At 49.6% G+C, this 12,563-nt stretch carries 12 protein-coding genes; 8 read left to right on the forward strand and 4 right to left on the reverse strand.

The window, feature by feature from the left end; translation table 11 throughout:
• Positions 1 to 3 precede the first annotated feature (3 nt).
• Both FE296_RS14155 and FE296_RS33765 read left to right on the forward strand, forming a co-directional pair.
• Complete coding sequence (locus FE296_RS14155; protein ID WP_124117920.1) at positions 4 to 1,134, forward strand: hypothetical protein; 1,131 nt, start codon at positions 4 to 6, stop codon at positions 1,132 to 1,134.
• Positions 1,135 to 1,233: 99 nt separating this feature from the next.
• Positions 1,234 to 1,359, forward strand: coding sequence for a hypothetical protein (locus FE296_RS33765; RefSeq protein WP_263364193.1), 126 nt, complete (start codon positions 1,234 to 1,236; stop codon positions 1,357 to 1,359).
• A gap of 159 nt (positions 1,360 to 1,518) precedes the next feature.
• On the opposite strand, the gene FE296_RS14160 is transcribed toward FE296_RS33765, so the two are convergent.
• Both FE296_RS14160 and FE296_RS14165 read right to left on the reverse strand, forming a co-directional pair.
• Positions 1,519 to 2,094, reverse strand: a complete 576-nt coding sequence (locus FE296_RS14160) for a TetR/AcrR family transcriptional regulator (protein WP_150365339.1) — start codon at positions 2,092 to 2,094, stop codon at positions 1,519 to 1,521.
• Positions 2,091 to 2,822, reverse strand: coding sequence for an MBL fold metallo-hydrolase (locus tag FE296_RS14165; RefSeq protein WP_124117918.1), 732 nt, complete (start codon positions 2,820 to 2,822; stop codon positions 2,091 to 2,093). Before FE296_RS14165 ends, FE296_RS14160 begins: the two co-directional genes overlap by 4 nt.
• Positions 2,823 to 3,252: 430 nt before the next feature.
• Between FE296_RS14165 and FE296_RS14170 the strand changes: the two genes are divergently transcribed.
• Together FE296_RS14170 and FE296_RS14175 are read left to right on the forward strand one after the other, a co-directional pair.
• Positions 3,253 to 3,675, forward strand: a complete 423-nt coding sequence (locus FE296_RS14170) for an RrF2 family transcriptional regulator (RefSeq protein WP_150365341.1) — start codon at positions 3,253 to 3,255, stop codon at positions 3,673 to 3,675.
• 302 nt (positions 3,676 to 3,977) lie between these two features.
• Positions 3,978 to 4,604, forward strand: a complete 627-nt coding sequence (locus FE296_RS14175; protein WP_076215923.1) for a nitroreductase family protein — start codon at positions 3,978 to 3,980, stop codon at positions 4,602 to 4,604.
• Between the two features lie 185 nt (positions 4,605 to 4,789).
• Here FE296_RS14175 and FE296_RS14180 read toward each other — a convergent pair whose 3' ends face one another.
• Both FE296_RS14180 and FE296_RS14185 read right to left on the reverse strand, forming a co-directional pair.
• The gene (locus tag FE296_RS14180) at positions 4,790 to 5,473 is read right to left on the reverse strand and encodes an S-layer homology domain-containing protein (RefSeq protein WP_150365343.1); all 684 of its coding nucleotides are present in this window, start codon (positions 5,471 to 5,473) and stop codon (positions 4,790 to 4,792) included.
• 145 nt (positions 5,474 to 5,618) lie between these two features.
• Complete coding sequence (locus FE296_RS14185; RefSeq protein WP_167483792.1) at positions 5,619 to 6,479, reverse strand: AraC family transcriptional regulator; 861 nt, start codon at positions 6,477 to 6,479, stop codon at positions 5,619 to 5,621.
• A 234-nt stretch (positions 6,480 to 6,713) separates the two neighbouring features.
• Between FE296_RS14185 and FE296_RS14190 the strand changes: the two genes are divergently transcribed.
• The 4 genes from FE296_RS14190 (at position 6,714) to cysT (ending at position 12,563) form a co-directional block, all read left to right on the forward strand.
• Positions 6,714 to 7,769, forward strand: a complete 1,056-nt coding sequence (locus FE296_RS14190) for a lactonase family protein (RefSeq protein WP_150365345.1) — start codon at positions 6,714 to 6,716, stop codon at positions 7,767 to 7,769.
• A 430-nt stretch (positions 7,770 to 8,199) separates the two neighbouring features.
• Entirely contained in the window at positions 8,200 to 10,077 is a 1,878-nt protein-coding gene (locus tag FE296_RS14195) for a rhamnogalacturonan lyase (RefSeq protein WP_150365346.1), read from the forward strand.
• 482 nt (positions 10,078 to 10,559) lie between these two features.
• Positions 10,560 to 11,639, forward strand: a complete 1,080-nt coding sequence (locus FE296_RS14200; protein ID WP_150365348.1) for a sulfate ABC transporter substrate-binding protein — start codon at positions 10,560 to 10,562, stop codon at positions 11,637 to 11,639.
• An 87-nt stretch (positions 11,640 to 11,726) separates the two neighbouring features.
• On the forward strand, positions 11,727 to 12,563 hold the full coding sequence (gene cysT, locus FE296_RS14205; RefSeq protein ID WP_150365350.1) for a sulfate ABC transporter permease subunit CysT: 837 nt from the start codon (positions 11,727 to 11,729) through the stop codon (positions 12,561 to 12,563).

Genomic DNA, 12,563 nt, shown 5'->3' on the forward strand with positions numbered 1-12,563 from the left:
TTCATGAAGAAAAGTTACAGGCCAGCCACGATGTGGACGCTGGCTTGTTTTACAGTGGTATCAGTGGTGCTGGTTGTCCCCTGGATTATGTGGCAATCCCAGGCCCCTATTCCACTGAACATCATGATTATTGACAAGAGCAGACCGGACTTGTCCTATCAGGGGCACAAGGGGTTGGTCTGGCTTTTGAATCAACAGAAGATTGTACGGCACACAGGGGAATACTACTCGTATGAAGAGGATTATTACGGCTATGATCTTCAGGACGGGTTTCCACGAATGAAACAACTTCTGCCTGATGAGGTGACAGATACGGATCTGATCTATCTGACGGCAAATCGGAGCAGTCTGTCTGCACACAAGAATGAACGGAAACAAGACGGAATATATGAAGGATTAACGATATATGATGTGCAGAAGATCCGCGAGGCTGCGTATAAAGGGGTAACGCTTGTCGCCGAATACAGTGCGTTGGCGAATACGGCTTCGAAGATGACCAAGGAGCAGCTGTATCCCATCTTGGGAGTGAACAGCAGTGGATGGCAAGGGAAATCGGTATCTAATCTGCAAAGTATAGAAGAAGTCCCCCGGTGGGTTCGGGCGAATTATGAGCAACGGGAGAAGAAGAAATGGTCATATTCCGGAGCGGGTATGCTGCTGATACATATGGATGGACAAGTCATGGTACTGGAGAAAGGTCCGGATGTGAAGACAGGAAATGTACAAGTTGCATTCACACAGGAGGGCAGGGATTGGAGCGGTATAACCCAGGATATACATTACAATGGCTGGTTCGATATCATTTTGCCGCAACAGCAGGATTCCATATTGGCCTGGTATAAGACGGATTTGACGAAGGCAGGCGAGCAGAAGCTGGTGGGTGCAGGAATTCCCGCGGAATTTGCTGCACTTGTCCGATATGACGACTATAATCGGTCCTATTACATGGCAGGGTCCTTCGGAGAGATGAAGCATTATTCTTTCTGGCGCCGAATCAAAGGATGGGAGGTCGTCCGGTCCAAGCTTACGCCCGATCAGAAAGATATTCCGGACATGTTCTACTGGAAGGTGTACGTGCCCGTGATGAAGCATATCTTAAATGAAGTGCAGGATGGACGGCAGCAATGGCCATAGATAGGCTATCGAGAACCTTTCGATGGAAAGAGGGAAGCTAAAGTCCATTCCACCTTTCGAGAGGAACGGGAGATGTACATAATAGAGAAGTGCGTCGTTGTGAGCGGTAAAAGTGTGGTTGAGAGACAGGGCGAATCAAGTAAGGATCAGATTGCCGTGGGACTGGGACTGGGTAGCTCGATTACGTTTTTAAACTCTTACCGCCCTGAACAATGGGAGTTGTAGCTAGATCCCCAACAAGAATCATCCCACTGCGGTGTTAGCATGATCTGTAGTGTGATCTATAACATTATTACAGTCAAATCTATGGGATATAGCTGTATACGGCAACGTAAAAAGGACTGCAGATCCTCTGCAGTCCTTTTTCATGATGCAATGCGTGCCTTACTGGTTCTGGTGAAGATGTCGGAGTCCGTGCAGGAAGGCGGATACGGTCAGACGCAGACTGTCGTCCGGATCAAAGTTCATGCCGAAGCCGCCCTGTGCCTCGATGGAGGCAAATCCATGGCAGAGGCTGCGCAAACCACGAACAGCATGCAAGGCTTCTGCTTCGGTTAGCGGGTAGGGCTGCAAGCTGTGCAGCAGCAACTCCAAGGTGGCTGTGCTGGCCGCGGCGAGCTGTGGCTCCTCGCGGTCCGGGGCATGAAATGAGGCTTCGTAGAGCCCGGGGTGCTCGCGAACGAAGCCAATGTATGCCGCAGCGATGGCCTGGATGGCATCATCGCCAGTGCGGTCAGCGACAGCCGCGGTTATTGCGCGGCTGAGCTGTTGTACGGACATCAGCGCCATTTCCTGGCGAAGCCCGGGAAGTCCGCTGATGTGGTTGTAGAGCGACGGCGAGCGCACATCCAGCCGCTGTGCCAACGCGGCCAGTGTCAGCGCCTGAAAGCCGTCGCTGTCAGCAAGCTGGGCGGCGGCGCTGAGCAGAGCGCCGCGATCCAGCCCTTGCCGGGGGCTCATAGTTGCCCCCCAGCAAGATCAAACCGCTGCTGAGCATCAGCGGTTGCCACGCGCATGGCGGCCGCGGGCTGGCGCAGCATCCGTCCGTGGCCTACAGCCAGCACGGACGGTTCCAGCTCCGCCAGGCGCTTCGCGCTGGCCAGAGCCGCTTCGCGGTTCCACGTAGCCAGCGCGGGGAACGGGAAGAGCGGGCGCACGCGGCCGGATACGGCAAGGCCGCCTTGCAGCTGGTACGCGTCGCCAGCGATGAGCACGCGGCTGCGCGTATCCATGAAGGACATATGCCCCGGCGTATGTCCTGGTGAGGCAACGGCGACCAGTGAACCAATCTGGTCACCGTCATCCAGCAAGTGGTTTGGCTGGGTACGCACCGCTTTGGGCTTAGGCACGCCGCCGCGTACCGGGGTTTGAGGCTCACCGGGAAGAAGGGAAGCATCACCGGCCAATAGACGGGCATCCCGTCTGGAGATGAAGACTTCGGCTTGGGGCAGTGCCTCTTTGAGACCATCCAATGCACCAATATGGTCGCTATGAGCGTGAGTCAGAATGATCTTGGTAATGGGCTTTCCAAGGGACTGGGCAGTTGCCAAAATCCCCTTAAGACTGAACGGTATTCCGGCATCAATCAGGGTTAATCCATCTTCCTCTTCAACCAGGTATACGTTCACAGGGAAGAGTCTTGGAAAAAACGTAACTTGAACGACATCAAATTCTCGGGTAATACGCATCGTGAAACCCTCCTTAAAACTAATGGTATTAGTATAATAACTAATGGTATTAGTTTTAGCAATACCTATTATTCATTTTATTCAAATAAAAAAAAATTTAAATAATGATGCACTTTACAAAAAAAGCGTTTTCAAATTGAAGATTACCGATTATAATAATCACGTAAGCCCTTTCATATGTCTATCTTATTGGAGCCCTTCGCGTAGCGAAAGGCTCACTTTTTTGTCTTTTTTGGATTAAAATGAAGACGGGATGTTAAACCTAGCTTAATTGTGTTGATGAGCTGTAAGTATTGGTATAACAGGAAAAATGACGTTTGATCTCCATCCTGCGTGAAAGTTGACAAACATAACTGTTATTCATATAATGACAGTTATACTTACCTTGGGTTGGAGTTCATCGGTGTTGTAAGCCGGGAAGGAGTAAGTTATGAACAGCGAATTTACCATAGCGGTGCATTGTCTTGTTTTTCTGTCGATGAGAGATGAGTGTATGGCCAATAGTGAAGATTTGTCCCAGAGTGTGGGTACACACCCGGCCAGAGTCCGTAAGGTACTTAGTGTTCTGCGCAAGCATGGTTACCTGACGACCAAGGAAGGTGCTCATGGTGGGTACTTGCTTAGCCGTCCGAGTGAAGAGATCAAGCTGGGAGAATTGTACAGACTGGTAGCTGGTGGTTCACTCGGTCCCAACTGGTGCTCAGGGGAGTCCGGTTCATCGTGCGTGGTATCTTCCAATATGCAGGATGTGATGGGGAACATTTATAATGGTGGCGAAGAGGCGCTCAGCGCTTATTTTGATCGTATATCCATTCAGGATGTGAAAGAACGCATAGGTCATGGGAAACGTTGAACTTATCGCTGAAGGGATTATCTGCAAAGGAGAAGTCCTGACGGAGTCCACAACGAATGGTCCTTCATGACATGGCTTTGGTTTAGTCAGGCGTGGTGGACAAGTTATGGCATTGGCGTGTGCTCCGGTGAAAGATCCATTGATGTTCTCAGGCGATTCCGGGCATAACGTGAACACAGATGGGGAGAGATCGTCTGCGCTGATGTTATTTTCGGAAGGCAAATCCTTGATAGAGTATAATTCAAGATCACCTTGCGAAAGTAAAGAAGTATAAACAATTTAGATTCTGGGGAGTGGAACACATGTCAGGCATTGAAAAAAATGAAACACTTCGCGTTATTAGCGAACGCCATGCTGTCAAAAAGTACGAAAAAGGGTTTGAATTGCCTGAAGCTGATCTCAATGCGATTCTGACAGCAGCTGCGGAAGCACCATCTTCATGGAACCTGCAACACTGGAGATTCCTCGTGATTGAATCCGAAGCAGACAAAGCGAAATTGCTGCCAGTTGCTTATGGTCAAAGTCAGATCGTGGAAAGTTCAGTTACGATTGCTGTTCTTGGAGATTTGGAAGCAAACCGTAACACCGTAATCTACGATCAAGCTGTTGAAGCAGGCGCACTGACTGCTGAGGTTCGTGACGCATTGGTTGGACAGATCAACGGTGCTTACCAAAGCCCGCAAATCGCTCGCGATGAAGCGATCCGCAATGCATCTTTTGCTTCCCAAAATATTATGCTTGCTGCACGCTCCCTGGGTTACGATACATGTCCAATCGGTGGATATAATCCACAAAAACTGATCGAAACATTCAACATTCCTGCACGATTTGTGCCAACGTTGTTGATTACTGTAGGTAAAGCTGCACAGCCAGCTCGCCCGTCAGGACGTTTGCCGTTGTCTGAGGTTGTTGTTAAAGGTTCTTTCTAAGTTAGAAAGTTAAATCTGATGATTTTGCATCAGTGATATAAGTATAATTCAAACAGCCGCACTTTCCTGTTGAGGGAAGGTGCGGCTGTTTGGCATATTGAGGTTGTATGGAAAAGTCCACTAACGATGACTCCAATCGAGCGGATTCACCACTCAATTGAGCTCTTACTTCCATCATGAAAAGATTACTTCTCAGGTGTTTCCGGGATTTGTGGTGCATGGAACGATTCCATGTACTCGATTGCGTTATACATCATCACTGCTGCTTCGGCACGAGTAATCGTTTGTTTGGGATTAAAGTTTCCGTCGGCATCCAGTTCATTGATTTTGAGAACGAGTGAACGCTGAATGGCACCTTGATACTCTGGCGTAAGTTCCTGTTCGTCGGTAATGTCCACAGGTTTGATATTAATCATCGGCAGACCGCCTTTGGCCTCGATGCCTTGCATCAGGAACAGGGTGAATTGTTCACGAGTAAGCGGTTTGGACGGATCGATATCCTGTGACATCTGAATGCCATTATATTGTGCGCGGATAAATGCATCACTGTACCATACGCCATCTTTTACTTGAGAGAAGTGGTCACTTGGCAGCGGCTGTTTGATAAAACGAATCGTGTCCAGATTCAGATTTAGTCCGTCCGCAATCAGTTGAATGCCCTGAGCGGTATTTAACTCCAGTTCGGGTTTGAACAAGCTGTCGCTCACGCCTTTGATGAATCCATCCTTATGGAGAGATTCGATTTTGTCTGCTCCTGCGATACCTTGAATATCCGTGAATTGGGCCTGCGCAGCGTTGATCGGGCCTGCACTTAGAGACAGCGTGAGCAGAGCTCCTGCAGTTAATGTAGCAAGTATATTTTTTTTCATGATAGGTTCGCCTCACTTTTCCAGGGATGATCCCTTTATATAAAAGTTATTTGCCCCTATAGACGACCCTTCTGCTCAAAAGGTTGCTGCAATTTTCCAACTGAATTCATAATCATTTAGAAAGGGCTAAATGAAGGCATTGCCTCTAACCTTTGGATTTATTTCGGTAATCCGTGGGTGAACGTCCCATCATTTTGCTGAACAGACGGGAGAAGTAGTACGGGTCCTTGAATCCAAGCTCGGAACTGATCTGCTTCACGGTCCAATCGGTAAAATCGAGATAGCGGCAGGAATGCTGAATCTTAAGCCGCAGGAAATAATCGATGGGCGAATGCCCCGTAGCTTGCTTGAATAACTGAGAGTAATGAGGGACAGACAGCCGCGCGTGAGCCGCCAGTTCCTTGAGGGTGATTCCATTCTCCAGGTGCTCCAGCATATATTGAACGGATTGTTCAGCTGCACGTTTGCTGCTCACGATCCCACCATCTGTTCCTGTCGTCTCGGGTCCATAAGCGAGCATACCAAGCATATAACCGATAATCTGGGATGCATACGTCATCGTCTGCATGGAGTAACCCGTCTCAAGTGCGCCGTAACATTCATGAAAAAGCTCAAGCCATTTTTGAGCCTTTGCCGGTGGCATGGTAGTAATATGATGAGTTAACAAGGGTTCTATGTAGGATAAAGCGTGTTCCCCGCGCAGATGAATCCAGAAGATGCTCCATGGTTCAGCTGTGTTGGCACCATACACATGAGGGACATATGCAGGTAATATAACGAGGTTTCCCGGGCTGACATCATATGTCTTGCTGCCATCCATCGTATACCAGCCTGTGCCTTGGACACAGTACATCAGAATGTGTGATTCACAACCATCGGGACGATCACGGTAATGATGCTCCGCTTCGTGAAAGTAACCGATATCGGTAACATATAATCCGGACGTGACCGGATAAGCTGCGGTTTCTTGCAGCAGGGAGTCCGGAAGAACAATGAGTTTTTGCATACGAAATCCGTCAGATTTACGCTGTAGGGGTGGTCTGTTGTTAGGTCTCATACTTTGTATTATGGTGAGAGGCGATAAGGGAGTCAATGACAGATATGAGGGCGCACACCGGGGTTGTTATCGATTTAGAAAGCCACGTTACAGGAAGTGAAGCAGTTGCCCGTGAATTGGGTAAGTACATATCAGTGGGAAAAATCAGAACAGTGAATATACAGGATAAGGGAGAGATTAGATATGGAACCAGTCACAACTCAGGAAACACTTTTCTATACAGGTACGTATGCGTCAGCGGATGAACCAGGAATATACCTATGTGCGTTGAATGCGGATACAGGAGAGATGCGAATCGTCAATCACATGGATGGTGTGGATAATCCGTCTTATCTGGCGCTATGCCCGGATGGAAATTGTCTGTATGTGGCGAGTGAGACGGACGAGGGAGAGGTGTTGGTCTATGGGAGAGATGCGGCAACGAGTGAGCTGCACCTGATGGATCGAAAACAGACCAGAGGGGCTTCTCCATGTTATGTGTCTGTCTCCACGGATGGTCAGTGGGTGTTTTCATCCAACTATAGCAGCGGCAGTGTCAATGTATTCCCGGTTGGCGATCAGGGGACGCTTGGTGAGATGAGTGCGTGGGTGGAGCACACGGGAAGTGGAATCAACGAAGAACGTCAGGAAGGGCCGCATGCACACTCCATTCAGCCAGATCCGTCCGGGCAGTATGCTGTCGTATGTGACCTCGGTCTGGATCAGATCATTGTGTATCGGTTGGAAGAGGGACGTTTGGTTACCCATCGTGAGATGGATCAGCCACCAGGCGCAGGGCCAAGGCATCTTGTGTTCCATCCCAACTCGAAGTGGGCATATGTAATCAACGAATTGAACAACACGGTTACGGCATTCCTATACGATGAGCGCAGAGGGGAGTTCACTACGGTACAGCACATTTCCACACTTCCAGAAGGGCATAAAGGAGAGGGGACGGCTGCAGACATCCGTGTATCTCCATGTGGACGTTTCCTGTATGCATCCAATCGGGGAGATGACAGCATCGTCCTTTATCATATTGACCAGGGGAGCGGTGAGTTGGAAGCCGTAGAGTGGACGTCCACGATTGGGCAGACACCACGTAACTTTAATATTTTGCCTGGTGGGATTCTGGTCGTGGCGAATCAGGACAGCAATAACCTCGTAGGTTTTCAGATCAGTGAAGAAGACGGACGTCTGACGCATAATGGATTCAAGCTGGAACTGCCTCGTCCGGTATGTATTGCTCCTGTGGTATAAAAGTTGTCTAAAAGCTGTGAAATCATGGAGAAACACATGGTTTTACAGCTTTTTTAGGCTTTTTAAAAGAACATGGGAATCGTTCCATATCCGTGAGTCAGTTGATTGTGATTCTAGTCGACGGTATTCGAGGAGCAGGGAGACTATGCCAAAGCATTAGAACTTGTTGGGCTTTATTCAAGTAGAAAGAACTGGGTGAGGGAGTACGACAATGAGTTTCAACGTGTGCTGAAGCAATTCGAAGGATGGGCAACGGCTAACCGAAGGAGAAATCCTTCGGCTTTTTTAAATATGAACCATTCAATTACTAAATTAGACCTATAGATGGAATTATATGTTTAATTTAAAATAAATATATTAAAGCGCTTACACAAAAGATGGCGCTACAAGGGCAGCGGGCTTACCACTACAATTGGGGAGGCAATTGTTTATGGGGAATCGATCATCACTGTGGAAGCGCACATTACGTACAGCCGGAGTATCGTTGTTGAGTTTCGCATTACTGGTCACTTCGCTTGGTTTTGGCAACACGCAAGTAACACATGCAGCGGGAGCAAGGCAGATGGAATATCTGGATCGCGGTGTGGTGGCTGTGAAGACCGGGACAGGTGTGTTTGTCAGTTGGCGGCTTCTGGGAATGGAAGGATCGAATGTATCGTTTAACGTATATCGAGATGGAACCAAGGTGAACGCTACGCCCATAACAAACAGCACCAACCTTCAGGATGCAAGCGGGACAAGCAGTTCCAAATATACGGTTCGCGCTGTCGTCAGTGGAACGGAGCAGGCTGCTTCAGCGGCAGCAAGTGTATGGGGCAATAACTATCTGTCTGTACCGCTCAGTGTACCCGCAGGTGGGACAACGCCCGATGGAGTAGCCTACACCTACAGTGCCAATGATGCCAGTGCAGGTGACCTGGATGGTGATGGTGAGTATGAATTGATCGTGAAGTGGGACCCCTCCAACGCCAAGGATAACTCCCAGAGCGGTTATACGGGGGAAGTGTTTATCGATGCCTACAAATTGAACGGAACACGCCTCTGGCGAATTAGTCTGGGCAAAAATATCCGTGCCGGTGCTCACTACACTCAGTTCATGGTGTATGATCTCGACGGTGATGGCAAAGCCGAAGTTGCGATGAAAACAGCCGATGGCACCAAGGATGGTACTGGTGTGGTCATCGGGGATGCCAGCAAGGATTACCGCAATTCCAGCGGTTATGTGTTGTCTGGCCCCGAATTCCTGACGGTCTTCAATGGACAGACTGGCAAAGCGCTCTCCACGGTGAACTACGAACCGGCGCGTGGCAATGTATCCAGTTGGGGGGATAACTACGGCAATCGGGTGGACCGATTCCTTGCGGCCATTGCCTATCTCGATGGCGAGCGCCCAAGTCTGGTCATGGCTCGCGGGTATTATACGCGCAGTGTGCTCGTGGCCTATAACTGGCGGAATGGACAGCTGACCAAGCAGTGGACATTTGATTCCAATACCTCCGGTAACTCGGGTTATGCCGGGCAGGGTAATCATAATCTGAGTGTGGCGGACGTAGACGGAGATGGGAAAGACGAGATCGTTTATGGTGCCATGGCGGTAGATGACAACGGCAAAGGATTGTACACGACAGGACTTCATCATGGCGATGCCATGCATTTGAGTGACCTCGACCCGGACCGCCCTGGACTTGAGGTATTTCAGGTCCATGAGACACCGTCCAATGCCGGCGTTGAATTCCGTGATGCAGGTACAGGTCAGTTAATCTGGGGAGTCAAAACAACGAAGGATATTGGACGTGGCATGGCGGCAGATATCGATCCAAGATATAAAGGTGCCGAAGTATGGGCAGACGGCAGTCTGTACACAGCCAAAGGGCAGAAACTCGGGACAACCCTGCCGTCCTCCACGAATTTTGGGATCTGGTGGGATGGCGACCTGCTCCGTGAACTGCTGGACAGCAACCGAATCGACAAGTGGAATTATACCAACAGCACAACGATGAACCTGCTCACCGCATCCGGCGTTTCTTCCAACAACGGCACCAAGTCTACGCCGAATCTGCAGGCCGATCTGTTCGGGGACTGGAGAGAGGAAGTCGTGTGGCGGACCAATGACAGCTCAGCGCTGCGGATTTATACCACAACAGCAGTTACCGACAAACGCATCTATACGCTGATGCATGATCCGGTGTACCGTCTTGGCGTCGCTTGGCAAAATGTAGCCTACAATCAGCCGCCGCACACCGGATTTTATCTGGGCGAAGGCATGAACACACCGCCGGTACCGAATATCCGGTATGCGGGCAGATGAGGAATGGACAAGGTATGACTGTCCAATTCTGTTTATGCTTACGATAGACAGCGAAGGTTGGCATTCGCTGTAGGGAACAACGGACGATGATTCGTTGTTCCTCTTTTTTTGCCAATAGCCCAGAAATACGGTAAAAATCGGAAAAAACGTTTGACAGGTATATAGACTGCCTTTATTATACGTATATAACTTACTAAACAGGTAGGAATAATAAAAATGAATCTGTTTTCATTGTGAAAACAGATTCATTTTACAGACAGATGCAACCATGCAACCTGAACAGAATAACGTTCTCACCGTATAGACGGAGGAACACCACAGCGCATCCTTTCCAGATGGAGCATGCACGGGCCTTAAGCCGGCATGACTTTATGGGGAGAAGTGCGCGGGGGTTCCTCCGTCTTCTTGTTTTTACGGGGCGTTCGATTCTGTTCAGCCGGCCTGAGGTAGTCATGAAGATTGATATCGGGGGAGTGTTATTCATGAAAAAGAGAATTCATAAGGGTATCTTGGTTGGTCTGGCACTTGTGTTAACAGGAGTTCTGGCAGCATGCGGATCAGATAGCGGCGGGTCCAATACGGCAGGAACATCAGGGGGAGCAGAAGGCGGCACAGAAGGGGCTAAAGCCATTGAACTGCTGAATGTTTCCTACGATCCAACGCGGGAACTCTACGAGCAATATAACAAAGCGTTTGCGGCGCATTGGTTGAAAGAGAAAAGCCAGGAAGTAACCATCAAGCAATCCCATGGGGGATCGGGCAAACAGAGTCGTTCTGTTATTGACGGACTGGATGCAGACGTGGTGACACTGGCATTGGGATACGATATTGATGCGATTGAAGATAAAGGCTTGATTAACGAAGGCTGGCAGGACAAATACGAGCATAACAGCTCTCCGTATACCTCTACGATTGTATTCCTTGTACGTAAAGGCAATCCAAAAGGCATCAAGGACTGGGATGATCTGATCAAAGGGGATACCCAAGTCATCACCCCGAATCCCAAAACGTCCGGCGGGGCACGCTGGAATTATCTGGCGGCATGGGGATATGCTCTTAAGCACAATAACAATGATGAAGAGAAAGCGAAGGAATTCGTTGGAGAATTGTTCAAGCATGCGCCTGTACTGGATTCGGGTGCTCGCGGTTCTACAACGACGTTTGTTGAACGTGGCATTGGGGATGTGCTGCTTGCCTGGGAGAATGAAGCTTTCTTATCGGTAAAAGAACTGGGTCCGGACAAATTCGATATTGTCGTGCCTTCGGTTAGTATTTTGGCTGAACCCCCGGTTGCGATTGTGGACAAAAATGCAGACAAAAAAGGAAGCCGCGACGTGGCAGATGCCTACCTGAAATACTTGTACAGTGAAGAAGGACAGACGATTGCTGCCGAAAATTATTACCGCCCAACGCTGGACAGCGTGGAGGAAAAATTCAAAGATCAGTTCCCGGCGCTTGAACTGTTCACATTGAAAGATGTATTCGGTACATGGCGGGATACTCAGGCCAAACATTTCAATGATGGTGGTATCTTCGACCAGATCTATGTTCCAGGCAGCTAAGATTGCTCTGTTCATAGAAGACCCGATCAATCGCGCTGTAAGCGGCCAACCAGCCTTACCGGCTGAAGGCAGAGAGGATGAACGTGCATGAGCAAGGTGATGGTGACGCAAAGACGCACATTACCAGGGTTTGGATTAACGATGGGTTACAGTGTGCTCTACCTGAGCCTGGTTGTACTTATTCCACTGGCAGCGCTGTTGTTTAACTCAACAGGGCTGACATGGGCAACCATGATTGAGGTTGCGACCAATCCCAGGGTGCTCGCTTCCTTCCAGGTCAGCTTTCTGACCGCAGGTGCAGCGGCGCTGATTGATCTCGTGCTGGGGTTACTCCTGGCATGGGTGCTTGTTCGGTATGAATTCCCGGGCAAAAGGCTGTTTGATGCGGTCATTGATCTGCCATTTGCCTTGCCCACAGCGGTAGCAGGGGTTGCTCTTACGGCGATCTATGCCGGCAATGGCTGGATTGGGCAGTTTGTAGAGCCTTTGGGTATCAAGCTCGCCTATTCACAGGCCGGGATTACACTGGCGCTGATGTTTATCGGCATTCCGTTCGTAGTTCGCACGGTGCAACCGGTGTTGGAGGAGCTGGAGACTGAGGTGGAAGAGGCGGCTGCCACACTGGGTGCAGGAAGATGGCGGATATTCCGTACGATTCTGCTGCCGGATCTGATTCCACCGCTGCTGACGGGTTTTGCCCTGGCTTTTGCCCGGGGCATTGGCGAATATGGCTCGGTTGTATTTATCTCAGGTAATATGCCGATGAAAACGGAGATTGCCCCCTTGCTGATCATGGCCAAGCTGGAGCAGTTCGATTATGCAGGCGCTACAGCTGTAGCTTTGCTGCTGCTTCTCGTTTCTTTCATTCTGCTGTTGATCATTAATTCCTTGCAGCGTTGGAGCCGGAAGGCGGGAAGGGCATGA

Source organism: Paenibacillus sp. UASWS1643, from assembly GCF_008693195.1.
Taxonomy (GTDB): Bacteria; Bacillota; Bacilli; order Paenibacillales; family Paenibacillaceae; genus Paenibacillus; species Paenibacillus amylolyticus_B.